The organism is Clostridium folliculivorans (assembly GCF_024341905.1).
In the GTDB taxonomy this organism is placed as follows: domain Bacteria; phylum Bacillota; class Clostridia; order Clostridiales; family Clostridiaceae; genus Clostridium_AR; species Clostridium_AR folliculivorans.
This window is the reverse complement of record NZ_BQXY01000001.1, coordinates 36,672-62,803: the sequence shown is the minus strand read 5'-3', so window position 1 is coordinate 62,803 and position 26,132 is coordinate 36,672. Positions and strand designations below refer to the sequence as shown.

Genomic DNA, 26,132 nt, shown 5'->3' with positions numbered 1-26,132 from the left:
AAGATCCTACAGACAATCCAAATGCAAGTGAAGAGAATAACTATAAAAAATGGTATTTACAAGTTAATGATGCATCAGAAATTGAGCTTGAATTTTAAAGTTAAATCTCAACGAATAATAATTCACAAATAGACCACAGGCTGAATACTCTATCAATATGAGTATTTCTAACGGAGGCTATAAATGGGGTACTATATTAAAGTAGAAGCTAATGTAAAGATTTATGTAGAAGACCTTAACCCTTGCGGTGAAAAGACCATATTATTTCTTCATGGTTGGCCTGGAAGTAATAGATTGTTTGAATATCAATTTGATAAGTTGCCTGAACTTGGCTATAGATGCATAGGTATCGATACTAGAGGCTTTGGAAATTCAGATAAGCCTTGGGACGGCTATGACTATAATACATTGGCTGATGATGTAAAGACAGTTATTGAAACACTTAAATTGAAGAACATCACCTTAGCTGGTCATTCAACAGGGGGAGCGATAGCGGTTAGATATATGGCTCGTCATAAAGGATATGGCGTTTCAAAACTAGCTCTTTTTGCTGCCGCTGCACCTAGTCTTATAAAACGTTCTAACTTTTCTTACGGACTTGAAAAGGAAACAGTTTTGCAGCTTATTAAAGGAACATATACTGATCGTCCTAAAATGCTTCAAGGTTTTGGAGATATCTTTTTCCACAAACACATAACGGAAGAATTTTCAAACTGGTTCTTACAGCTTGGCTTACAAGCAGCAGGTTGGTCAACTGCCGCTATATCAAATACTTGGTTAGATGAAGTGTTATTTTCTGATTTAGAAGCAATCCATGTTCCTACTCTGATTATTCATGGTATTCATGATAAAGTTGTACCTTTTTCTTTAGGAAAAATACAAAGTAAAACTATCAAAAAAGCAAAACTTATTCCTTTTGAAGATAGTGGTCACGCTACTTTTTATGATGAACGTGAAAGGTTCAACAAAGAATTAGTGAAGTTTATTAACAAATAACTTGATTTTAGGAATTGAAACTGTTAAGGTACATCATTGAAATTAAACATATCCTAAAAATTTAATATGCTGAACATCTTAGGAGTCCTTAATGGACTCCTTTTTAATTTAAAATTTATAAACATCATCTGAAAATTGAGTATAATTATCATTTAATAATGACTATACTATAGTTATAGGTAATATTTATGAAAAACATTTATTGGATATTCTAAACTAGTTCTTTACATAATCTTCATAGCGCTTTGCTATAATAGATTACTATTACTAAGGGTAGCTAACTCTAAACCTAAATTTATTTTTAAAAATTCTATTAGGTTCTAATTAGAGTTTTTAAATATATATATTGTTACCCATCTATAAATATAAAAGGAGTTGAAACACTTGAATGAAGTACCATTTTTCTTGGCATTTTCTGCAGGATTACTTTCTTTTCTGTCTCCCTGCGTACTGCCATTAGTACCGGCATATATCGGTTATATGACTGGTTCTTCGATGAACAACAAAAGTGTTCACAGATATAAAATAACAAATTTATATAAGGTACTAGGTTTTGTATTGGGATTTTCAGTAATCTTTATTATAATGGGAGCCTCAGCTACAACACTTGGAAAATTAATAATCAAGAATCAAATTTTATTTAGAAAAATAGGTGGCTCTTTGATGATAGTTTTCGGATTACATACTATGGGAATAATTAAAATAAAAATGCTCTATCATGAAAAAAGGCTTTTATCTATTATAAACTTCAGCGAGAACTTTAGCCCTATATTGATAGGAATGGCTTTTGCAGCCGGATGGACTCCTTGCGTGGGGCCAATACTGTCTTCCATACTAATTTATTCAAGTAACCTTACTACAGTTTATCAGGGCATATTTTTATTAAGCATTTATTCTTTAGGTTTATCGATACCATTTATATTAACGGCTATGGCAATTGACAGCTTCATAAAATTCAAAAATAATGTTTTAAAGTTTTCTAAGTTCATATCTATTATAAGTGGATTACTGCTTGTAATCATGGGAATTTTAGTATTTACAAACAACTTAAATACCTTAAGTAGATATGTAAACTTCATTAACTTTTAATAAATGTTATATAGAAAACATCTAAAAAGGAGGTTTTACAATGAAAAAATTATTTTTTATATTAGCAGTATTAGTGCTATTTAGCTTAAGTTTTTATACTGTAATGAGATACAACAAGAATAAATCTATTAAGACCAATGGATCTGATGACGCTAACAATACAAAAGTTACAGTTACAGATCAGCTTAATCAATCAACAGCTGCAAATTCCAGTATTTCTAAAAATGAAATATTTAAAAATACCACAAATAGTAAAGCTATTAATTTCAAATTAAAAACTCTAGATGGTAAAGAAATTTCTTTGAGTGATTTTAAAGGCAAAAAGATTTTTCTCAACTTTTGGGCTACATGGTGCCCACCTTGTAGACAAGAGATGCCAGAGCTAGAAAAACTCTATCAAGAAACTAAAGATTCTGATATAGTTATTTTAACTATCAACTTAGGCGAAGATGCTAAAACTGTAGAATCCTTCATGGACAAAAACAAATATAATTTTAATGTTGCACTAGATTTAGATCAGGATGTAGCTATAAAATATAGTATAGTTTCTATCCCAACATCGATTTTTATTGATTCTGAAGGCAATTTAGTTTCCAAAAAAATTGGTCCTATGACTCTTGAGGAAATGAAAGACTTCGTCACATCACCAAAAAAATGATATTAGATTCTAAAAATTAAAATTTAATTATAGTTTTGTAATCCTATGGATGTATCACTTCGTAATAAAACTTATTATTTTTAAATTCCCTCACCAGAAGCCGTGAGAGTTTTAAAAATAGATTTCGGTTCGAAGTGGTACATATATATATACAGAAAGAAAATGGGTGAAATATGAATTATATAATATATGATTTAGAATTTAATCAAAAGTATATTGATTTTCCTGAAGATAATTCCAACGATAGTTCTCGCTTGCCCTTTGAAATTATTCAAATTGGAGCATTAAAACTCAATGAAAGATTTGAAACGGTCTCTAGCTTTAATGCTCTTGTTAAACCTAAAGTGTACCCAAAGGTTCATCCTTATGTAGAAAAATTAACTAAGATAAATGATGATATTGCAAGTTCTGGCAAGGACTTTGTATCTGTTTATAATGATTTTTTAAAATTCATAGCCGATGATCAAGTAGTTTTATGTGTTTGGGGCACAGTAGATATTAAAGAACTTCTTAGAAATATAGAATTTTATAACTTATCATCTTCCTCAATTTCTAAGTATTATATAGACGTTCAAAGAAATGCCTCATTGTATCTTAAATCTCCGAACAACTCGAAGGTCGGTTTAAAAACAGCTATAGAGCTCTTAAATTTAAAAACTGACAATGAATTTCATGATGCCTTTAATGATGCTTACTATACTTCTGAGATTTTTAAAACTATCTATGATGACACTATTAAGCCTATTATTTACTCTTCCAGTCCTTATAGGAAGGCTACCTCACCTAAAGAAAAGGTTGATACTGCTTCCCTAATAAAACAATTTGAAAAGATGTATTCCAGAGAGATGTCAGATGATGAAAAATCTATAATAAAGCTAGCTTATAATATGGGGAGAACTAGACAATTTGTAGTTCCATATAACTCAAAAGAAGATACTTAACTATTCAAAACCTATACAGTTTATAGCCTAATAAATCTTTTCTTGCATTGATTACAAATATAGAGTAAAATACTATATTATATAGTTCAGAGGTAGTAGCAAGCTGAAATACAGTGGCAAAAATCGTCAGCACGGAGATAATCCCGGTTTTGCGTTTGAATTGCGATACTCTGAAACAATGTACATCTAGCTTTTTATATGTACATTGTTTCAGGGTATCTTTTTTTTTACTGTATAGAAAATCATAAAATTCTTGAGTTAATTAAACCTAGATATTTTAATAGAAGAAAATCAATCTATAACACGCTACTTAGGACAAATTTTATTTTTAGGAGGATACCAATGTCAACGAAAAAAGCACTAAAAAATTTTTTAATAATTACTTGTATCGCTCTGCTATTTTACGGATTTCTATGGTACGATATGGGATCAACAAAATCCCTTGAATTTCTTGGTGGATATGTAATTGAACTTAGCCTTAGCGTGGACAACCTATTCCTATTTCTTTTAGTGTTCTCTAGCTTTGGAATTAAAGCAAAATATCAAGAGAGAGTGCTTAAATACGGGATTTTAGGAGCAATAGTTTTACGTCTTATATTTATACTATTAGGAGTTGCTGTAGTAAGCAGATTCCAATGGATACTATACATATTTGGTATCATTCTAATTGCTAGTGGCTATAAAATCCTAGCAAATAAAGAAGATGATGACGTTTCATTTGAAGATAGTAAAATGCTCAAACTTCTAAAGAGGTTTATCCCTGTTACTAAAGAACTTCATGACGAAAAGTTTTTTGTAAGAATAAATAAAGTACTTCATGCAACACCATTATTTGCAATATTGTTTTTAATTGAAGGTTCAGATATATTATTTGCAATTGATTCAATACCAGCAGTTTTCTCAATAACTACTGATCCATTTATAATTTACACTTCAAACATATTAGCCATATTAGGACTTAGAAACCTCTACTTCCTACTTGAAAGACTTCAAAGTACTTTTGAATATGTTAAGTACGGTGTAGGATTTGTATTATTATTTACCGGATTAAAACTTGCTCTTTCTTTCAAGCTACATATATCTATATTAGCATCAATATCAATCATTATAGGGATACTTGCTATTAGCGTATTATTCTCTATCTATATGAATAAGAAAAAAGAAGCTGAAGAAGTGGAAGTATAAATAAAAGCAGCCTCGAATTTTAAATGAGGCTGCTTTTTTAATCTATTGATTTTGTGTAAGTAAAACGTGACATCTCTACTTGCTCAAATTAAAATAAATAAACTAATCTAATTTAAAGAATCTATTATTCCCTTACATAAACCATTCGCTAGCTTATTTTGATACTCGTCTTGGTTTAAAAGTTTGTCTTCTTGAGGATTAGACATAAATCCCATTTCTACTAGAACAGTTGGGACCTTAGACCAATTAAAGCCTGTTAAGTCGTTTCTTTCTACTAATCCTTTATTGTTCATACCTGCTGTAGCTACTAAATCGCTTAGTATGGTTTGGCCATACTTCTTACTTACATCATTTATAGCCTTTGCATAACCTACAGGTGCTGGAAATAACATTGAAGCTCCCTTTGCACTTTGGCTATTTGAAGAATCACAATGGATTCTTACAACTAAATCAGCATTATTTTTATTTCCAACTTCTGCTCTATCTATGTTTCCTGGGTTTTCACTAGCTTCAGTCTTTGTCATTATTACTGTAAAGCCATTTTGTTCAAGTAAACTTTTCAATTTAACTGCAACCTTCATGGCCACTACGTACTCGGGTGTTTTACTTACTATACCTTGTGCCCCACCTGGATCTTTTATTTTCATAGTATTAGAATCAGGAGAAAGCTTTTCTTGCCCATTATTTCCTTTCGCTGAATGTCCAGGATCTAAAACTATTATTTTCTTTTTAGCTGGTACTTCCTGGGGCTTAGTCTCTTCTTTTTTAGCTGGTGCTTCTTGGGTCTTAGTCTCTTCTTTTTTATCAAGGTTTACATCTTCGCTAGTTTTTGTGTTATTATCCACTGATAACTTATCCTCAGCCTTATTTTCTACTTTCTCAGATGCTATATCTTTTTTTACACTCTCTTTTTTAGCTTGATTTTCACAACTAGCTAATGAAAACACAAGGATTATAGATAATAACCCAATTATAATTTTTCTCATTTCTTATTCTCCCATTGTTGTATAAGCTTATAGTTAGCCTTTTCATATTCATTAAACACTGTATCGGTTCCATCGTAACTTGAACTCGGAACATACCATCTCTTTGAGGTAAAATAGTTCTTAAATTCATCTGTTTTAAATACATAACCATGACGTGCAAAGATTTCATTTCTTGCTATAGCTAATCTATCTTTACTTAAATCTGCTAAATCAGCGTCTGTTAAGTATCTTTTATCACTATCTACAAAAACATAATCTTCTATGTTTGACGAGGTATTAACCGAACTATTACTAGTGTTATTTCCTTCATCGATTGTAGAACTATTTGCTGCTTGCTCAGCAGTGACCTTTACTTCTGTTGGTGTTCTTCCATCGTCATAAACTTTAAACCATTTCGAAGTTCCCTTATCTGAAGTAGTAACCCGACTTACATTATTCGCCACAACTTCATATATTCCATCTTTATCTATATCGACTGGACCAGTATAATTATTCGCACGTACCAGTCCCTTAAGCTGAAGCCTTCCACCTGTTACCCCTAAAACTATTGTCGATACATCCATTCTCCCAATGGTTCGTATATAAATGCCTTTTTTTGCTTTATCATAATTATATATCCCTTGGATTTGTGTGTCTACATCGTATTCACCTAAATAGTTATCTGCAAGTCTATACTGCCCATTGACATATTTATATAAATTTACTTTCAATCGAGTATCTTCATTATAGCCAGTAGTTGTAACTTGTATTATTTCATCAAAAACATCTTCATCAAGATTGCCAAAATAAGTCTTGTTATTCTTCAATAGCATTTCTTTTGTGCTTTGTACTGGACTGCCAATCAGCTTTGCTACATTGTTCAACATTATGTCTTCATAATTACTATTTGCCTTAAAGTCGCCACCAAGCTTATATATAACCTCAAACTGTTTAAATGCTTCTTCATATTTTCCTTCACTAAAGAGTTTGTCTATCTTTACATTTCCCATTTCACTTGCTAAGGCTTGATATTCTTTTTGAGTAAAAACACTTGATAGTTCCTCTAGCTTTGCTATAGCCAAATCAATGTCTGTTTGAGAAGTTTCTAAGAGGGATTTCTTAAGGATTTCTTTTGTATTATCAGTCTTTAGCATTTGTAACGCTTTTGTTGCATATCCTAATTTTTCACTTGGTACAGAAGCTTGATTGTATCTATAAATATAGTATTCTCCTTTGATTCTTTTAAAGAAAATACCTGTTAGTATGGCTACTATTATTACTACACCTATGATTATCTTTGGAATTATTCTCAACCTAATTTTAGTTTTATTTTGCTTAACTCTTTTTTCCTCTTTTTTAGTTGCTATTTTTACTTTATTGCTTTTTTTATACTGCTGCTTTTCTATTTTATAGGTCAAACTATCATCCTTTTCCAACCTCTTACTTCTATCTACTTCCTCTTCTATTACTCCCTGTTCGCCGTAAACTTTATCGTCTATTATTTCTTGTTCACCACTATCTTTTTCTTCTACTATTTTTTGTTCATCATAAACTCTTTCTTCTACCACTTTTTCCTCTACTAATTTTGGATCATCAACAACTGTAGGCTGACTTTCTATTTCTGATACAGGTCTTTTCTCTTCAACAGCCTCACTTTGAATTGGAGTGCCACACTTAGTACAAAACTTCATATTAGGTAAAATGGTTGCCCCACACTTTGTACAATATTTCATACTTTTCTCCCCTTTAAACACAGCTTTTAAGAAGCAGCTTTAGATCCCAATTTTACTAAACTTTTAATACTATTCACTTTAAATCCTCCATTAGTTCTTTTCACAACATAAATTGTCCTATAATCATTGTAGGTCCGCTTATTTTCCTTACCATATTCTATATAAAATTTTTCATAAGTGGTGATTTCATATTGATCCTCTGAAATTTTATTAACAGTTTCAATTTTGTATTCAATTAGTTCTTCACTTATTTGTTGATCTGTGTATTTTTTTATTGTATTAGTAAATTCATTCATTAAATTGCCGCTAAGATCAATTGAATTTCTTAAATAATAAGTATCTTTATACCTAACCGCTTCTATAAAGTTTTCTTCATACTTATCCATCAACTCTTTAATGGCTAATTCATTATCATCATAGGTACTTACCACATTAGAATTTGAACTTTGATTTGTATTATTGTCTAAACTTGCTATAGCATCATTACCTTTAGAATTTTCAGGAACTGTGTAGGAATACTCTGTCATAGCTTCTTTTCCGTCCTGCAGACAAGCTAAGTTTATATTCTTTTTAATAGAAGTTTTATTGTTAGACGAGGTGTAGATAATATTATATTTGTCCTCTCCAATAGATGCTAATTTTAATCCTTTTTGAAATACATCATCTTCTTTTAAAGTAAAATTGTTTACTGTTAGTTTGTCTTTATAGTTTTCAGCTAAAATAGTTACCTTTATTTCTGGATAGCTGCTTAAATCTATCTTTTCAACTTTTATTGTACCCACTGTGTTAGGTTTAGGCTTATTATTTGATTTCCAATATATTATTCCCACAGCCATTACAACTACTACAATTAAGATTATTGGAATCACTACTCTTAATACTTTATTACTAGATTTTTTCGTATTACTTTTTGATGGTATCTCATATTTACTTTGTATAATATTAGATTCAACTTTTACTTCATTTTCTTTATCGATATCTCTTGTAGTCTCATCATTGCAAGCTTCATCTGAGTTGTTTTGCATGCCACAAGAAGTACAAAATCTTGCATCATCCTTTAATATTGCTCCGCATTTCTTACAATATCTCATGAAATCCTCCTATAGATTAATAAATATCATTAAAAAGGCAGGTCAAGTAATAAACTTCCCCTTGACCTACCTGTACTTATTCTAAAGAAAATCTTTAATAGGGTCCATAATACCTTTTATTTGTACGAATGATGCTTCAATGTATTTAGTCACACATATTGATAATAAGGCTGAAATAATTAAAAATAAAAAAATCATTAACATAAATGTCTTATCGTTTGTTTCCTCGCTCAATTGTCTAATACCACTATAAAGAGTGATAAAGGACAATATGTATCCCGAAGCTAATATAAATAGACCAAATGATATACTTATCAATGTGACTAAACTAGCAGCAGCAACTGATAATACCATAGGAATATATGATGCTGTTACTATAAATAACACGTCTTCTTTTTTTATCTTATTTTTCAAAACTACAGCATTAAGAATTAATAATACTACACCAGTTAAAATTATAATCAATAATAATTGTATTACCCCTTTTATAAATATATCTTTATTACTGATTAATGAATGTAGCATGCTTTTCGAAGCTGTTACCTCACTTGATTGCATAAGTGAAGCTTGCGCTAAAGTAGCTTCAGCTTTTGATAACATACCGGTCTTTGACAAAAGTTGTGGTAACTTTCCAATCATATTTACAATGGAGTTTATAACTGCTGAAGTATAAAGAATATTAAAAACCCCATAAATTATTGGTAATACTACAAGCAAAACTATAGATGGTCTTAGGACATCTTTTTCCTTAAACTCACTGAAAAATGATAACGGTTTTGTAAAGTAGGTTTTAATACTATTAACTATTTCACCACCAATCTCACTTTTAATTCTGATGCTGTTACCACTGGGGTTATCTACTGGTTGCCCACAAGCTCCACAAAATTTATCCCCCTCAATAATCTGATTACCGCAATTTTTACAAAACATTTTTGCCCCCTTGAAAAAATAATTCACTCACACTATATTCACAAAAAAAATAAATGTTACAACAAAATTTCACACTACAATTAAATATTCACTTATAAATTATTTACTTTCCTGAACAACAAGAAAGAGCACTCCTTAAAATTCTAATTAAGGTAATGCTCTTTCATATATTTTTTAATATTAACTTTGTTTGAAAATAATCTCTAAAGCAAATTAAGTTCAATCATACTTCTAGCGGTGGCAAGAATTCCTTCACGAGCTGGACGTGGCTGCCAGCCAAGTAGGTTTTTTGCTTTTAAATTACTGCAAGCTGTGTTTTGTCCTAGAAAAGTGGCTGGCATCCTCAAATCTTTCATAAAAACAGCAAGTAATTTCACAAGGAAATTTGGCATTTCGCGTGTAGACACCTTGTTTGCTTCATCTCCAAAGTTCTGACGTAGAAGTTTTGCTTCCTGTTTATAAGTTATATTTTCTCCTGTTGTTGCGAGGAACCTCTCACCTGCTGCTGCTTGTTTCGTCATTGCAAGTAAATGTAACTCAGCCACATCACGTACATCCACAGAATCAAAGCCCATTTTCATCAAAAATGGCATTTTTCCCATTAACATTGTACGAATTATTTGGTTGGAGTGTGAGAAGTCTTTCCCAAGAATCGGCCCCATCACAGCTACTGGAAGAATAGTACTTAATTCCATCTGATTTTCCTTTGCAAACTTCCATGCAGCTTGTTCTGCCATTGTTTTTGAGCGCTGATAAGCATCAATTTCTTCGTCCAAATTTGTCCAATCTTGTTCTGTAAAAATTTCTGGATGATGCTTGTGTCCTGCAAGAACTGCACCAGAAGCTGAAGTCATAACAACACGTTTTACTTTTGCTTCTTTTGCTGCTTTCATCACACGCAGAGTACCCTCTACAGCCATTTTCACCATTTCATTGCCATCGTCAGGTCGAGTCGCTGGAGTGGGAGAAGCTACGTGAATCACATAAGTTGCCCCCACCGCAGCTTCATACCAATTATCATCATTCGTGAGATCAGCTTGAATGAATTCTAAACTATCAAAACTTATAATTCCGCCTGCTGAAAGCATTGATTTCACTTCAGCTTGTCGTGACATTGTTCGCAGCGTTGTCCGCACACGATATCCTTGTTTCAGCAACTTCAAGATAATATTTATAGCAATATATCCACTTCCGCCTGTGACTAACACTAGTTCTTTTGTTTCTGTTTTCATTTCAATTCCCCTCCCTTTACACTTGTAACGTCAGTGAGATTATTTTATAATAGATAAAAAAGGATTTCAATGCAAAAAGCGGCTGTAGTGACAGCCGAGGAGGTTTTGTAATGGCAGCAACAGATCTAGCACAGCTCATAAAAGCAGATACTAAAGAATTTCTCACCACGGCACTTTTACAGCTTTTAGCAAAAGAAAAATTATCAGCACTTACTGTTTCAAAAGTCTGTCAACGGGCTGGTGTTAGCCGAATGGCTTTTTATCGTAATTTTGATGGCCTGGAACAGATATTATACGAATACTATCAGCCAAAAATTTCTGCTATCTTTAACACTATCAGCACAGAAACTAATCCGGCTATCAAATTCGATCAGCAGGCTGCATTCTTTGATAAATTCGAACAGGATCTAATTTTATCGGTTAATCACGGGTTTGAATTTATTATTCAGGAAATCTTCACTGCCGAAATAGAAAAATATTACTCCTCCAGATCTGACGAGTATATTTCCACCTTTATGTCAGCTGGGGTTTATACACTTTGGCGAAAATGGATTTTAGATGGGCGAAAAAAGCCATTGACTGAAATTCACTCGCTTCTACAAAAAGTTAGCCTTTCAGTAAGTATAGAAAGTACTCAGAAATAATTAGTTTATTTCTTAATTTTTTGAAAATTTTCACAATTTTATATATCAATTTATATAGCCTTATGCTATATTTACTTTAACTACTAATTATCATTATTTTTAGTTTCAGTATTTATAAATTGGAGGTATTTCATGAATAATATTTGCAAAAAAATATTCCACTTTATCTTACTATCCTCATTGACTATACTTTTTGTAGGATGTTCTAATGAATCAAACATAGAAGTTCAAAAGGAAATAAAATCACCTAATGGTATCTATACCGCCTATGCTTATGTGTGGGAAAATGGAGCAACCACTTCTTTTCAACCTAGAGTATCTATACTTACTTCTAAATCTGCAGAAAAAGAGAAGAAAGAAGCTCTTTTAAAAGGTGCTAATGTTTTCTCTTCCCTTAGAAGCACTACTAAAGATATAGATATCAAATGGGAAGATGATAAAAATTTAACTATCATATATTCTAGTGATGATAAAGATACCTATACTAAAGTTGATATATTTAATGGTATAAAAATAAAATATGAAAAAAAAGCTCAATAGAATATTAAAACGCATATAGATTAAACCTACTCTATTGATATCATATATGTGACTAATTTTGATATTTATTCTTATTATTAATGCATCTTATAGTAGTATGAAATTCCAACTTGTATATAGAATTGATCAATAGGATCATCTCCGTAAGGTGCATCTCCCATCCATGTTCCCCATTCAGGATGCTCTATATTAGTTCCAGCTTTAGCTTGCGCATATCCAGCTGCTCTTTTTAATAATTCATCACTGTATCCGAAAGCTTTTCCAAGGTATCCATACAAAATATTACCTGGTGCATCTCCCCTTACTATAACGCCATCAAATATATACTGACTTTCATTCCATCCATTATTTTTTAAATCCAAAGCCCCCTTATTACGGACCAATGTATAAAACTGCCATAATTGTTCTATAGGCGAGTTATTAGCCCATGAAGACCTGTACATATATTCATATCTTACCATTAAATCCTTAAGAGCTTGAGTTACATCTCTTATGTCAAATCTAGTAAATCCTCCATTGTACACTACATAGCCTGATTTTGTGTTATTTCCTTTATCAGTGTTGTAGACAACATGAATTTTTCCATCCTTCTTGTATATTGGCGTTGCCTTCTCCCATGGATTTAAGGACCCAATTACATTACCATTTCCGTCATACACAGTTTCTGATGTTGCTCCATTTGAATATTGATTTTGATAATAGTATTGAATGCAATTGGTGGCATTCCTAACATATCCTGTAACCACACCATTTGCTGTTGGATATTCAACTAGAACTAATTGTTTTGAGTAACTTACATCTAAAACAGTAATATTATCTCCTATATCCACTTGCCTCCCACTAATTATGTTTCCATTTGAATCTCTTACATATAAAAAATCATTAATAACTTTTGCGTTGTTTGCATAAGTAAATCCCATTCTTTTCTCCTCCTATAATTATTATTGTAATAAATAAACTTTGATTTGCTTAATTTAGAAAATTATAATTACCACCTTCTTTCCTCTCGAAATTGTTTATCCTCTCTAATACACTTAAATCCAATTGAAAGTCACATATAACTTTTCTATAAATAGAGGCCTTGTATTTGCATACTTCAAAAATTGCCTTTACATTTTAGTTTTTAAAAATATTAAATACATAATAAAAGCACCTAGTAATTAACTAAGTGCTTCTCTCTTAAACAATTTCTATGATGTAATACTAACATATGGAAACTAAGGTATGTAATAAGCTGTTTATAAGAATAATATTAGATTTTTATTAGATTGATATGTAATCTACTGTTTAATAGTAGTTACACATTTTCTTACATTACCTCTTTATTAGGTATTCATTAATACAAAAGAAGAGCAATTGCTAAACTTATAAAGTTTGATATCGCTCTTCCCTATTTATATCTACTTTTTTATTAAGCTGTATATATTACTCTGTTTATTTACTGCACATAAGGTGACTTCGGATAACCTTCTCTATACTTTCCTCTAGTTTGAAGTCCTCCAATCCCCTTTATACCTGTTATGGTATTTTCAATGACATCAGTTATAGAAACTACCTGATCTATTCTTGTATAAGCTACTTTCTCACAGACAAACACAGGGTCTAAACAGTGTATCAGTACACGATTAGGGCTTGAGGCGAAGTTTGCACCAGCATCCAATATATCCTCATAACAAGACTGACATGCTCCAGCAAAAATCACTAATTCATCGTAACTTGAATTATAATTTCTTAGATTCTGAACAGATTGAATAAAATACTTTGAATTTCTGTAATTATTAAGATCAAGGTAATTTGTTGCATTCTTAATTAATCCATCGTGCCCAGTAAGTACTACTATGTCTGGTTTTATTTCCTTCACTAAATCAACAATTTGCAAAGGTTGATCCTTTTCTACTATTGCTTTTCCTGTGGCATTGAGATTAAGTTGCTTATAAACCTTCATGCAAGCATCTAAGTATTGAGGGTCTCCATCAACATGAAGTATTCTCCCAGGTCGTCCAAAGGTTAACTCTTTTTCCGGTATAATCTTGGGAGACTTGGTTACTCTCGTTATATTTTTATGTCCAACCACCTCTCTTGATACCATTACTCTTTTAATAGTTTCATTTACTCTAGCATTAAAGATTTTATCCTTCTCTGCTATAAATTGCTCATCAACCTCTTCTAGGTCCTCTAATTTCGCATCCGCTATTATTCTTATATTAATACCTTTTAAAACATAATAAACTGCATCATCATCTTCTCTTATATCTATAATCTTAAAGGTTATATCCTTGCTATATGACTTTCTTACAACTAAGTCACCGACTTTCATAAACTTCTCCTCGTAGCTATGATTTCACATTATATAGTATGTAACAACGTCCCTTTTGTTAAAGCTTGTAATAAATTTTTCTTAAAGTATCTGGAGTAGCGCCTCTTTAATTTAAATAAAATACTTTAACATAACATTAAGTTTATACTCATCTTTAAAATTAAAATGCTTACACAGGAGATGCTATATGAGCAAGCAACTAGAATTAAATGATTTATGGAAATGAAATAACGTTAAGAAACTGTATTGTCCGAACGTAGTGAGTTATACAGTTTTAGTTATTTCATTGGAATAAATCATATTAATTCTCTGCGAAGCTCATCAAAGTATCTGGAGTAGCACCTCCTTAATTTCAACGCATACATAACAAAAATAAGCTACCATAATGGCAGCTTAATTTTTTTCTTCCTATTCCTTTTGGTCATACATTTCCTTAAACTCATCAATGAATTTTAGATATATCTCTTTTTCATTAATGATTCCCTCTAGCTTATTGTTAAAGGTGTTCTGTCCCCAGTTGACTTCGTTATAGTAGTATCTATTAGCAAGTCTCCAGTATCTTTGAGGAAATAGCAAAAATGCAAATATAACTCTATATTCTTCATCCTTGAGATTTCCAACTGCGCTATATGATTCTAATATAGCTTTAGCATATTCTATGTTCCAATCTACTCTTTTCAGCACTTTTATCATAAAATTAGCTATGTCGTATGCCCTAATCTCTCGTTTGCAGTAATCAAAGTCTATTACATAAACTTCATTATCATCACCTAATATTATATTATGATAGGTAAAGTCATGATGACAAAAAGATTTATCACTTTCTGCAATCTCACATAAATCAAGGTAAGAGGATGTCTGCATCACATTGTGTGCTCTCTTAGATAGTTCTTTATAGAACTCCATTGATTTAATATAGTTTAAATCGAAGTCACTTTTCTGAGATTTTTTTCTAGTCATATCTCTCATTTTATCTAGAGATTTCATTCGTTTTTCCATTAGATGTGGCCATCTTCCTAGATCACTTTTCAGTTTAGAGTTTTCTGGAGGATCGTATCCTTTTGTAGCTTCGTGGAGCAATGCAAGGGTCTTTGCCGCTATCTTAACTTCGTCTAAATTGTGGAAGTCACACTCTCTTCCTGGTATCCACTGTGAGAGAGTGTATAAATCTTCATTTACTAAGGCAAATGGTTCTCCATCGATATTAAGCTCGTACCTATCAACCTTGTTAAAGCCATTTTCTATAAGATGTTCTTTAGCACCATATACAAACAATAGCTTTTGTGCACCATAGTTTATCCTCTTTAAGCATTTTTCTCCCTTATTAGATTTCAAATAGTATATTCCTTTATTCGGCCTTAGTGTCTCAATTTTTATATCAAACTGTCTTTCAATTTCAAATTCCCTCATCATAGTGCTCACCTCCTATATATTTATATGTACAGGCGTATCCTTTTATTAACACTTTTTGTAATTGCTTAATATAATAAAATATAGAAATGCGAAAGGACTTATATATGAAGATAGCTATAGACGGAAGAGCAGCTAATTGGTATAGAGGAACTGGTATCGGCACTTATACCTATCAACTTATAAATAATTTAAATCAAATAGATTTTTTAAATAATTATTTAATCTTCTTACCTGAAGAATTTCATTTTGAGAAAGAATTCAGAAGCAACTTTAAAACTGGCGTAGCTAAACAAAATGAATTGTTTAACTTTTGGGAGGAGATTAGAGTTCCAAATGTATTGAATGAAAATGATATTGATTTATATCATATCCCTCAAAATGGCGTTGGACTCTCCAGTAACATTGATTGTAAAAAGGTAATAACCTTGCATGATATCATCCCTTTAAGAATGCCTGAAACCTGTAGTGAACGGTATCTTAAGATATTTAATGAAGATATGCCAGGGATAATCGAAAAATGTGATGGTATAATTACAGTTTCTAACTTTTCTAAAGAAGATATATATAAAGAATTTAATTTTCCAAAAGAAAAGATTTTTGTAACTCATCTTGCTGCAGAAGATATTTACAAACCTCTAAATAAAAAGGAATGCAAATCTTACTTAAGTAAAAAGTATGGAATTGAAGGTGATTTTCTTCTATACGTAGGTGGTTTTAGCCCTAGAAAGAATATAATAGGACTTATGGAAGCTTACGAACTTTTGCTTCACAAATATAATAAAGATTTATCTTTAGTAATAACAGGAAAGAAAGGTATATCTTATGACCTGTATAGAGATAAGGCACAAAAGCTTGGGATAAGCTCAAAGGTTTTATTTACAGACTTTATTTCTTTAGAAGATATGCCTATATTTTATAACGGTGCAAAGATTTTTGTTTATCCTTCTTATTACGAAGGCTTTGGGCTACCCCCTCTAGAAGCTATGGCTTGTGGTACTCCTGTGGTGGCTTCAACTGAAACTTCCATACCTGAAATTTGTGGTGACTCAGCATTATTAAGTAATCCTTCAAGTACTGAAGATATTTGTCTAAAAATACTTTCAATTCTAGATGATAATGATCTACTCAAAACTTTAATAACCAAAGGTCTTGTTCACTCTGCTACCTTCAATTGGAAGAAGACTGCCTACGACACATTAGATGCATATAGAGCTTTGTAATATAGGACTGCATTTACAACTGTTGAAATTAATTGGTTATACAGGAGACGCTATATGAGCGAGCTATTAGAATTAAATAATTTTTTCAGATGAAATGGCGTTAAAAAACTGTACTGTTCGAACGTAGTGAGTTTACAGTTTTAGCCATGGAATATGACAAAATTATATTAATTCTTTGCGTAAGCTCATTTAAGCGTTGGATGAATAACCAATTAATTTCAACACAAAGCTTTATAAACACAAGATATAACAAAAAGGACACTAATATTTACTGAATATTAGTGTCCTTATATTATAAAGTTGCCACTTTATAGCTTTTCATTATTAAACTCTTTTAAAAATTCTTCCCTATCTTCTCTAAACTCTATCTTATTTATAAATCTTGCTAGAAATACATCTTCATCCCAATCTTTATTTTTATAATAATAATCTGATACAGCAGTATAAAAATCTGAAGGGAATTTTAATAGAATATATAGTAGCTTATATTCCTCTTTACTCAAATTAAGAACACTTGTATATGCATCAATTATTGTATTAAACTTATCCATATCATAAGCAAAATTTTTTATAGCTTTTGTTATAAGTTGAGCTATATCCTTAACCCTTAAATCTATACTACAATAATCAAAATCTATAAAATACGCTTCTTCATCTTTAATTAAAATATTATGATGTGCTAAATCTCCATGACATAGTACTATTTTATCTTCTTCTTTACAGATATCATTGTATTTTGAATCTCTTAACAGCTCTACACATTCTTTTACTTCTTCTATATAATAATCAACTTCATTTAAAAACAGTTTATCAAATTCATTCTTATGCCTGTAACTTATAACTTGATCTTTAAGTTTTTTCATATCTGAAAGAGAATACTTAAAATATCCCTCCATATTGCCAAGTGTAATATCTTTTTGATCTAAAGAATAGCTAGTATTAACCTTTCCATCAATGGTATTAATTATACCTATTGAACTTTTATGCATCATAGCCAAATCTCTTGCCGAAATAGATAAGTCTACTATATTTGAGAATGCACATTCTCTACCTTCAATGAGGTCTAACAAGGTATATACTCCCCCATCCCATAGAACATACCTATTACCATCTGCTGCTATGTCTATAGTAAGTGCTCTATGGAATGTGTTCTTTATAAAATCTAAGTTTTGTGAAATAAAGTTCAGCCTATCGATTGAGTAATCAATTTTCTTTAATATCTTTTTACCTTTAGAAGTTTCAAGTACAAATACACTTCTTACAGGAACCAAATCCACTACCTCAATAGAGAACTTATCAAACAGTTCAATGTTAAGATCATATTCGCAAAGATATTTTTTATCTCCATACTTTAACTTTAACATCCTTTTCACCCTTTATAAATTACTTTACTAAAACTTAATTTATATATGCTTAAAAACTCTGTAGCCAGGAATTTTTCTGCAATGTATAAATTGATAGTTATATAGATGTTATACTAAACAATATCCATCCTTCAATTTAGAAGCAGATAATTTTTCTCCATATTCCTCTGCGCTCCATTTCTTCTTGCCTTCTCTTTTTCTTGCACATACCTTCATATACTCATAAGGATAAGAAACCATAGCTTTTATATAAGTTTCACTCATTTTATCAAGACCTGATTTTAAAGCAAAGCTTTCAATAACCTTTTGGTAATCTATGTGTATCCCTCTTCTTTTGATTTTACTTAGGTATGTTATGCAATCCCATTCAACCATGTTAAAGCAAAGCTTTGATGTATCAGAAATATAAATATAATTTCCACGTCTCCATAGGTTTGTGTTTTCACAGTTTACAATACTTAGTTCATTACTTCTCATGCTTCTTTTTATGAGCTCTATATATTCAGTTTCCTCTAAATATTTTACACAAGCTTCTGCTTTAAGAAGCATTTGGTGTCCACTACTTAATAATTCGCTTTCAAAGGCATCTTTAATGCCTTCTTTTTCTATATCTAAGAGCATTTTTCTTAGCCTTTTTATATTAACTTTACATTCTTCCATTTCCTTACCGATATTGCTTTGGAGTCTCAATAAATATATTCCCTCTCCATCTTTAATTCGGTTATGAAAATCACTTATTAAATCTATCTGTTCTAAAATATTGTATTCATTATAATTTGTTTGTAGAATTCTTTCAGTTTGATTAGGAGAAATAATTATATCTCTTTTCTCCAGGTAATCTTTCAAGGAATCCATGTTATTTCCTCCTAAAACAAGTGATGTTTGCTGTTCTATAGGTAAATTCTCAAATCATCAACAAATTCCTGTCTTTCCTTTCTATCTTCACTATACTTAGTTAACTTCTTAATAAAAAACTCCTCATCCCAAGGCTGTTGTTCCCAATAGTATTGAAGTCCTATCTGCCAAAACTGCTGAGGAAATTCAATAAAAGCAGCCATAATAGCTATTTCTTCTGGTAACACTTTTTTATTAGCTTCATAGGCTTTTATTATAAAATCTGCTTTTTCCATCTCCCATTTTCCGTCCTTCATAGCTCTAATCATAAGAGAGCTTAGATCATGCAAATGGGTATCTAATATACAATAATCAAAGTCTATTATTGATATATCATTATTGACTTCAATCAATACATTATGATGAGCATAATCATGGTGGCAGAACCCCCTTTTTAAAACTTCCTTCTCCATTATTTCAACATAGTTACTGTCCTTAAGATTTTCAATAGAAGCTACAGCTCGTCTTACCTCTTCTTCTATTAACGAAATATATAGCTTATCAAATTCAGATTTTACTGCCTTTTGGCCAATTCTCTTTTTGAAATCCATTATTTCATCTATTCTTGTACTAAATACATTTGTCCAAGTAAACCATCCTATTCTTGGTCTCATTTCATTAGTTAATGTAAATCCTTCGCTACATACATGTAATTCAGATAACTTCTCTGCGGCTCTCATAAGATCTATGGGATTATCATAGTTACTTTCTCTAGAAATAACCCAAGGTGTAAGGTAAGCATGTAAATTATCTAGTTTAATATATTTTTCCCCTTTCACTGTATCTATTATCTCAGGCACCTTATTAAATCCTTGCTTCTGCAGATGTAATATGGCTGACAAGATAAAATAAAAATGAGGATATTGATATTTAATTAATTTCAAACAATACTCCCCATGGTTTGATTTTAATTTGTATATATTTTTAATCTTGATACATTCTGTTACATCTATACCGTACTGATCTTTTATACTAGCTTTTATTTCATCTATATTCACAATGAAACCTCCAGCAAATATTTCATATTATTATATGTACTATCCTCAGACGTTGTTCCAATATATGGATATAACAATGCACCAAAATACTTTTGTAGAATATCTATATATTATAGGAATTTTAGGAGAGATTTATATGAGGATTGCTGTTGATGCCAGAGGTATCAATTGGTATAAAGGAACTGGGATTGGTACTTACACCTACAATGTCTTGAAAAACTTACTGAATATAGATTTAGAAGATAAGTACAGCATCTTTTGGTCTGGCCCTATTTCTAAAGAATTTACTGATGAAAAGACTGAAGTTATCATGGCCTCTAGAAGACATCAGCGATTTTTCGAAAATATATATTTCCCAAACTATTTGTATGACAAAAAAGTGGATTTATATCATATTCCACAAAACGGGATGGGTCTAAACGACCAGATTAGCTGTAAAAAGGTAGTTACTATACATGATTTAATTCCATATACTATGCCTGAGACGGTTGGCACTGGATATTTGAAAAGATTTTTAACTGATATGCCAAAAATAATTGATAATTGCGATGGAATACTAACAGTTTCTGAGTATTCAAAAAGAGATATCTTAAAGTTCTTTCCTATTATAGATGAAGATAAAATCTTTGTTACGCCTTTAGCTGCAGACACTTCTTTCAAGATTTTAGATAGAGAAGAATGTACAGCTATTGTTAATAAAAGATTCAATTTCACTAAGGATTTTATATTATATATCGGTGGTTTTAGCTCTAGAAAAAATGTTTTAGGTATCATACAGGCATTTAATAAAATGAAGCTTGATACTGATCTTAGTTTAGTAATTGTAGGCTCTTTGAAAGACGAAGGTATAAAACTAATGGATATATGCAAAGAGCTTAATTTAGATAAAAGAGTAATCTTTACCAACTTTGTAGAAGATGACTTCCTTCCAATACTCTACAACGGCTGCGAATTTTTTGTATATCCTTCATTATATGAAGGTTTTGGACTTCCTCCATTAGAGGCAATGAGCTGCCGTACACCTGTCATAACCTCAAATGCTACCTCTATTCCTGAAGTAGTTTCAGATACAGCACTACTTATCGATCCATTAAGTTCCGATGAACTTTACAACGCAATGTCAAAACTTATATCTTCTAAACAACTTAGAGATGCTTTGGCTTTAAAGGGTTATGAAAGAAGTAAATTATTTAACTGGAAAAAGACCTCCGAAGATACTCTAGAGGCTTATAATAAGATTTTGTTACAAAGCTAATCAAAAAAACCATCACATTTAAAATTGCAAATGTGATGGTTCATTTTTATTGTGTATAATTTCTATTTAACTTGCTTCATCAATTAGTCATCTAAAGTAGCATTTCTTCAATATTCTTATGAATAAAGCTTATTAGACCTTATATATATTATATCTTAAATATTATTACTAAAATTGAGTTGTTCTACAGGAGATACTATATGAGCAAGCTATTAGAATTAAATGATTTTTTCAGATGGAATGGCGTTAAGAAAATGTACTGTTCGAACGTAGTGAGTTTACATTTTTAGCCATGGAATATAAAAAAATCATATTAATTCTTTGCGAAGCTCATCAAAGTATCGTATGTAGGACAATTCAATTTTAGCGTTTAAACGCATTATACCTTTAGTGCACTACACTTCCATTTACTTGCACATCAAGCTTATTACTTTGCTCTATGTAAGAATCTATCATCTTACTCATATCATAGTAATATTTTTTTCTTTTAGAATTCGTTTCAATAATGGACATCCTCGCCCATAACCTATCATAATCTAAAAACTGTATCTTCTTATCAATTTCTGAATTAACATAACTGTCAACATAACTTGGAAAAACTCCATCAGTTGACATATACTTTATAAGGCTTTGTTTATCTGTTAGAGCTTCAGCTATAAATTGCTTTAGTATCTCTATATCTTTTTTATTATTCAAAAATACAGCATTAACCCCTTCCATAATCACAGAAGTATTTCCACCAGGTTCAAAAGCTGGTAAATCCTTAACAAATATATTTCCTTCTTTATATACTTTTTCTAAATTCATATAAGTATTACTAGAACCAAATAATATAGGAGATTTAAAGTAATCAAAATTATCATCTATTCTAAGTACATTATTTTTCTTTAAATCTGATATTAAATTTATTACCTTGTTGAGATTTTTATTACCTGATGTCATGTCTAGATTCTCTGATGGTACTCCCAACTGATATAATAATACTTTCACTAATACCTTTTCATTTTCTTCATTCATCACCATAATATTTTCTTTTTTTCCGCTGGCTTCATAATATCTTTTCCCAGCATCTATTAGCATGCTCCAGGTATTCACATCATCTAAATTTACATTAAATTTATGTAGCAGCTCTTTATTACAAAACATTACTATAGGTTTTGAATCCCATGGGAATCCATATATCTGGTTATTTACAGTTATTTCATCTATTCTCCCTTGAGAATAACTCTTTGTTCTAGAACTTACATCACTAGTAATTGCAGTAAATATGTCCTTATTAGAAATCAACATATCATTCAATTCTTGACCAGTTAAAAGCACCAAATCTGGTTTTTTATCCACAGTCTCTATACTATTATTAACATTTTTTATATAAGAATCTTGTTTTATATCATTCACATTGATCTTTACTTTAGGATATTTTTTATTAAATTCTGTAACTTGGTTCCTTAAGTAATTGGTATATGGAGCATAACTCAAGATATTGTATTCATAGCTTGCTTCGCTGACATCCTTTACTTTCGAATCTTGTTTACATCCTACCAGTAAAAAACTTGTATATAAAACAACCATTAATATTCCAATGCATCTTCGCATAATTTCACCTCAAATAAACTATCCACAACATTTCCTATACATAAGGTTTCAAAAATCCTTATGTGTTATATGCTAGTTTATGAAATTTTAAAACTATTTTTTAATATTTAATTCTAATATATTATATCACATACAATTACAATTTCGGAACTAAAACCATTATTTCCATTATGTTCTACCTTCAGATTGCAATAGTAAAAATTTTGCTACATATGCTTCTGGTGAGAGAATTTAAAAATATAAATTTTATTACGAATTGGTACATCTATAGATAAACTACTTCATATTAGAATTTATTCAAATAAAGATTCGTAGAACCATCGAAATCTTTATTTGGAGTTTAATGACTGAAGTAGTTTAACAGTTCAGCGGAATAGATATCCCCTTTCCATGATTGAAAAACATACCAAAAATCATTTTAGCTATTAATGGTATTTTACTTAATAAATAAATTTTATTTAGAACTGGTATATCTATATATCAAGAATTCAATATCCTTAGCATATAATCTTATGAAGTAATTTTTTTGAGGAAGAATATGATAAAAAATGGAGTCAATATAACTGGCATATGTGATGCTGACCAACTTAGCAGAATTGCTTGTGAACATATAATAACCTTTTCTCACTCTGATTATATATATATAAATAGGCGAAAGCATCCTTTAAATCAATTAATATCAACAAACTTAGCAGTAGACATATCTAACAATGAAAAATTAGAATTAAAAAACAAATCCATATTACTTATCCAAGGAATAAAACAATTTACTTTAGAATACAGAGATGATAGAAAAAGACGCTCAGTTATAACAAGAAACTTACCTTTTGCTAAGCCCATACTTTTGCAGTATGCTAACTCAACATATAAAAATATTAGCTTATACATCATAGATGCTACTCTTCAAATGCTGAATCAAGAAGTAGTATTAGCACAAACGTCCTACTTACTGGCTTTTGATGGGGATTTAATATCTGAAGTTCCACCAATTATTATTAATAATAGTCCTGTAAATTCTGCAACTAGTAAAACTGAGCCAAAACAATCATTTGAAGAAAATGTAGAAGTTCCTTCACCAGATAAGATTGCAAGTAAAATAAGCATCCCAGAAGAAAATATAATTATTGATAGCAGTAAATTTGATATAGAAGAAGAATTTTTATAGGAGGTACAGTATGAATTATTGTATTGATGGATTAGCTGCATCTAAGATGCAAGGAACAGATATGTTTTCTTATTCTCGAGAGATTATAAGTCTACTTAACTCTTCAACTACCTTTGATGAAATGCATGCAATTTGGGATAGCTTTCCCCTAAGCTTTTATTGGGAAAGACTTAAAAATATAGACTTCGTTCCTCTAACCATAGATAGAACGAAAAATGATTACTCTAAATTAGTAGAGTTTCTCACAGAAAATGATATAAGTATATATCATTCACCTAATAATGGTTTTAGTATGCCTGAAAAAAAAGTTTGCAAATATATAACAACTATACACACACTTTATCCAATGGCAGATAAGAAGAATGTTGATGAAAAATATCTAAATAAATTTATCAAGATGGTTCCATCAGCCTTAGCTATAAGCGACTCAATCATAGTTAACTCTGAGTTTACGAAAGATGAATTAATTAATTATTTTGATGCAGATAAAGAGAAAATTAAGGTTGTATATCCTAAGTGTAGTGAAATATTTAAGCCTATGGAAAAAGTCCTATGCAAGAACTTTCTAAAAAGAAATTATAAAATTGACTACCCTTACATGCTCTATGTTGGTAGTATAACAGAAAGAAAGAATTTAGAACTTATAATAGAAATCTTGAAGCAGGTTAAAGCAAAGGAAAATAATATAAAGCTTGTAATAGCAGGTGACGGTTCTGGCAAGAGGTCTGTTTATCTAAATAAATTAAAGAAACTTATAAATAAATACGGATTAGATAATGATGTAATTTTCCTCGGACTAGTTAAATACACTCACCTCCCAATATTATACAGTGGAGCTTTATGTGTAGTTGATTTTTCTAATTATAATAGCTACCCACTTTCAATTGTGGAAGCTTGCAACTGTAAATCTGTTGTTATATGTAATAAGACTCCTGTTAACTTAAAAGTTCTAAATAAATGCGTTGTTTATGCGGGTTATGATGAAGTAATTGCTATAGCTGATTTTATACAAGGCATGAATGATAATTCCTCTTATAAAAATCAGATAATAGCTAAATTCAGCACCCCTTTGTCTTCTAGTGATGAACAGTTATTGAGTATGTATTCATTATAAATTTCTTAAATTTAATTATAGTAAAAGACTATAATATTACTGACTTTATTCACCAAGAACTTTGTATATATACTTAAGCTTTATATTTTCATAAATAAAATAAGAGAGTATGTTGATTTTGAGTTACTCAAATCATCTTACTCTCTTATTTATTCTACTTCTTACACATTTATAATGCTTATATATTTATTATCCATCCTAAAAGATTTAATGTAATTTGCTGTAATATCTCAACATTGATACCATTAACTAATCATAAAAATTTGCAAACTATACTATGCTCTAAGCATCATTCAAATATGTTATCCATTAAAGTATCTCAATATTAATATCTTCTACCTCAGCTTCAGTATTATCATATATAAAGTCCACAACCTCATTTAGAGAATTGTTTGCATGACTAGAGCTATTACTTACAGTTGCTATTCCTAAAACCAAAAGCTTATGATTGTCCTGATGTTCTACTTCACTTATTGAAACATTAAATTTATTTTTTACCCTTTGTATTAAGCTTTTAGCTACCATTCTTTTTTCTTTTAAAGATTTAGCCCAAGGTATTCTTATTGTTACTTCTGCAGTTCCTATTATCATAATATCTCCTTAAAGTATCATGTTGAAATTAAAATTATGTCTTTAATTTTTCTTTAACTAAAGCTAGTATTTACCTTTTTTATTGGTTATATGCTTGCTACAATGCACCTTTGCACTTGTAGATGTAATAATGTTAAAAAATCTACTAATATAAATACTTATAATAATGTATTTTTGTAGTAACTGCACTACTATTATCGC

General features: G+C 30.6%; 24 protein-coding genes. 11 read left to right on the top strand and 13 right to left on the bottom strand.

The window, feature by feature from the left end:
* The first annotated feature begins 183 nt into the window (after positions 1-183).
* The 5 genes from OCU55_RS00330 to OCU55_RS00310 all read left to right on the top strand — a co-directional run bounded on the left by OCU55_RS00330 (position 184) and on the right by OCU55_RS00310 (position 4,869).
* Entirely contained in the window at positions 184-996 is an 813-nt protein-coding gene (locus OCU55_RS00330; protein WP_261850341.1) for an alpha/beta fold hydrolase, read from the top strand.
* A gap of 384 nt (positions 997-1,380) precedes the next feature.
* Entirely contained in the window at positions 1,381-2,085 is a 705-nt protein-coding gene (locus tag OCU55_RS00325; RefSeq protein WP_261850340.1) for a cytochrome c biogenesis CcdA family protein, read from the top strand.
* A 40-nt stretch (positions 2,086-2,125) separates the two neighbouring features.
* The gene (locus tag OCU55_RS00320; RefSeq protein WP_261850339.1) at positions 2,126-2,743 is read left to right on the top strand and encodes a TlpA family protein disulfide reductase; all 618 of its coding nucleotides are present in this window, start codon (positions 2,126-2,128) and stop codon (positions 2,741-2,743) included.
* 173 nt (positions 2,744-2,916) lie between these two features.
* Positions 2,917-3,684, top strand: a complete 768-nt coding sequence (locus tag OCU55_RS00315; protein ID WP_261850338.1) for a 3'-5' exonuclease — start codon at positions 2,917-2,919, stop codon at positions 3,682-3,684.
* 342 nt (positions 3,685-4,026) lie between these two features.
* Complete coding sequence (locus OCU55_RS00310) at positions 4,027-4,869, top strand: TerC/Alx family metal homeostasis membrane protein (protein ID WP_261850337.1); 843 nt, start codon at positions 4,027-4,029, stop codon at positions 4,867-4,869.
* Positions 4,870-4,976: 107 nt separating this feature from the next.
* On the opposite strand, the gene OCU55_RS00305 is transcribed toward OCU55_RS00310, so the two are convergent.
* The 5 genes from OCU55_RS00305 to OCU55_RS00285 all read right to left on the bottom strand — a co-directional run bounded on the left by OCU55_RS00305 (position 4,977) and on the right by OCU55_RS00285 (position 10,820).
* Positions 4,977-5,855: an N-acetylmuramoyl-L-alanine amidase family protein gene (locus OCU55_RS00305; RefSeq protein ID WP_261850336.1), complete on the bottom strand. Its 879-nt coding sequence runs from the start codon at positions 5,853-5,855 to the stop codon at positions 4,977-4,979.
* On the bottom strand, positions 5,852-7,567 hold the full coding sequence (locus tag OCU55_RS00300) for a YARHG domain-containing protein (protein ID WP_261850335.1): 1,716 nt from the start codon (positions 7,565-7,567) through the stop codon (positions 5,852-5,854). The genes OCU55_RS00305 and OCU55_RS00300 overlap by 4 nt, the downstream gene beginning before the upstream one ends.
* 26 nt (positions 7,568-7,593) lie before the next feature.
* Positions 7,594-8,658 carry a zinc ribbon domain-containing protein gene (locus OCU55_RS00295; protein ID WP_261850334.1) on the bottom strand — a complete coding sequence of 355 codons (1,065 nt, stop codon included), beginning with the start codon at positions 8,656-8,658 and terminating at the stop codon, positions 7,594-7,596.
* 81 nt (positions 8,659-8,739) lie between these two features.
* Complete coding sequence (locus OCU55_RS00290; RefSeq protein WP_261850333.1) at positions 8,740-9,588, bottom strand: YIP1 family protein; 849 nt, start codon at positions 9,586-9,588, stop codon at positions 8,740-8,742.
* Positions 9,589-9,791: 203 nt separating this feature from the next.
* Complete coding sequence (locus OCU55_RS00285) at positions 9,792-10,820, bottom strand: SDR family oxidoreductase (protein WP_261850332.1); 1,029 nt, start codon at positions 10,818-10,820, stop codon at positions 9,792-9,794.
* A gap of 110 nt (positions 10,821-10,930) precedes the next feature.
* On the opposite strand from OCU55_RS00285, the gene OCU55_RS00280 reads away from it, so the two are divergent.
* Together OCU55_RS00280 and OCU55_RS00275 are read left to right on the top strand one after the other, a co-directional pair.
* Positions 10,931-11,464: a TetR/AcrR family transcriptional regulator gene (locus OCU55_RS00280; RefSeq protein WP_261850331.1), complete on the top strand. Its 534-nt coding sequence runs from the start codon at positions 10,931-10,933 to the stop codon at positions 11,462-11,464.
* A gap of 132 nt (positions 11,465-11,596) precedes the next feature.
* A complete protein-coding gene (locus tag OCU55_RS00275) occupies positions 11,597-12,004 on the top strand; it encodes a hypothetical protein (protein ID WP_261850330.1) in 408 nt (135 codons plus the stop codon).
* A gap of 77 nt (positions 12,005-12,081) precedes the next feature.
* Here OCU55_RS00275 and OCU55_RS00270 read toward each other — a convergent pair whose 3' ends face one another.
* The 3 genes from OCU55_RS00270 to OCU55_RS00260 all read right to left on the bottom strand — a co-directional run bounded on the left by OCU55_RS00270 (position 12,082) and on the right by OCU55_RS00260 (position 15,734).
* Positions 12,082-12,924 (bottom strand): polymorphic toxin type 44 domain-containing protein, encoded by an 843-nt coding sequence (locus OCU55_RS00270; protein ID WP_261850329.1) that lies wholly within the window; start codon positions 12,922-12,924, stop codon positions 12,082-12,084.
* 518 nt (positions 12,925-13,442) lie between these two features.
* Positions 13,443-14,321, bottom strand: a complete 879-nt coding sequence (yabG, locus tag OCU55_RS00265) for a sporulation peptidase YabG (protein ID WP_261850328.1) — start codon at positions 14,319-14,321, stop codon at positions 13,443-13,445.
* 408 nt (positions 14,322-14,729) lie between these two features.
* The gene (locus OCU55_RS00260; protein WP_261850327.1) at positions 14,730-15,734 is read right to left on the bottom strand and encodes a CotS family spore coat protein; all 1,005 of its coding nucleotides are present in this window, start codon (positions 15,732-15,734) and stop codon (positions 14,730-14,732) included.
* A 104-nt stretch (positions 15,735-15,838) separates the two neighbouring features.
* Here OCU55_RS00260 and OCU55_RS00255 point away from each other — a divergent pair, with 104 nt between their 5' ends.
* Complete coding sequence (locus tag OCU55_RS00255) at positions 15,839-16,954, top strand: glycosyltransferase family 4 protein (protein ID WP_261850326.1); 1,116 nt, start codon at positions 15,839-15,841, stop codon at positions 16,952-16,954.
* A gap of 308 nt (positions 16,955-17,262) precedes the next feature.
* Here the strand turns inward: OCU55_RS00255 and OCU55_RS00250 are convergent, their stop codons facing one another.
* From OCU55_RS00250 to OCU55_RS00240, 3 genes are all read right to left on the bottom strand, one after another.
* A complete protein-coding gene (locus OCU55_RS00250) occupies positions 17,263-18,318 on the bottom strand; it encodes a CotS family spore coat protein (protein WP_261850325.1) in 1,056 nt (351 codons plus the stop codon).
* Between the two features lie 108 nt (positions 18,319-18,426).
* The gene (locus OCU55_RS00245) at positions 18,427-19,173 is read right to left on the bottom strand and encodes a hypothetical protein (RefSeq protein ID WP_261850324.1); all 747 of its coding nucleotides are present in this window, start codon (positions 19,171-19,173) and stop codon (positions 18,427-18,429) included.
* Positions 19,174-19,208: 35 nt separating this feature from the next.
* Positions 19,209-20,210: a CotS family spore coat protein gene (locus tag OCU55_RS00240; protein WP_261850323.1), complete on the bottom strand. Its 1,002-nt coding sequence runs from the start codon at positions 20,208-20,210 to the stop codon at positions 19,209-19,211.
* Between the two features lie 136 nt (positions 20,211-20,346).
* On the opposite strand from OCU55_RS00240, the gene OCU55_RS00235 reads away from it, so the two are divergent.
* Positions 20,347-21,465 (top strand): glycosyltransferase family 4 protein, encoded by a 1,119-nt coding sequence (locus tag OCU55_RS00235; protein WP_261850322.1) that lies wholly within the window; start codon positions 20,347-20,349, stop codon positions 21,463-21,465.
* Between the two features lie 387 nt (positions 21,466-21,852).
* Here the strand turns inward: OCU55_RS00235 and OCU55_RS00230 are convergent, their stop codons facing one another.
* Positions 21,853-23,061 (bottom strand): ABC transporter substrate-binding protein, encoded by a 1,209-nt coding sequence (locus OCU55_RS00230; RefSeq protein WP_261850321.1) that lies wholly within the window; start codon positions 23,059-23,061, stop codon positions 21,853-21,855.
* Positions 23,062-23,599: 538 nt separating this feature from the next.
* On the opposite strand from OCU55_RS00230, the gene OCU55_RS00225 reads away from it, so the two are divergent.
* The gene (locus OCU55_RS00225) at positions 23,600-24,226 is read left to right on the top strand and encodes a hypothetical protein (protein WP_261850320.1); all 627 of its coding nucleotides are present in this window, start codon (positions 23,600-23,602) and stop codon (positions 24,224-24,226) included.
* A gap of 10 nt (positions 24,227-24,236) precedes the next feature.
* Entirely contained in the window at positions 24,237-25,340 is a 1,104-nt protein-coding gene (locus tag OCU55_RS00220) for a glycosyltransferase family 4 protein (RefSeq protein WP_261850319.1), read from the top strand.
* 309 nt (positions 25,341-25,649) lie between these two features.
* Here the strand turns inward: OCU55_RS00220 and OCU55_RS00215 are convergent, their stop codons facing one another.
* Positions 25,650-25,931, bottom strand: coding sequence for a DUF503 domain-containing protein (locus OCU55_RS00215; protein ID WP_183278859.1), 282 nt, complete (start codon positions 25,929-25,931; stop codon positions 25,650-25,652).
* Positions 25,932-26,132: the final 201 nt, after the last annotated feature.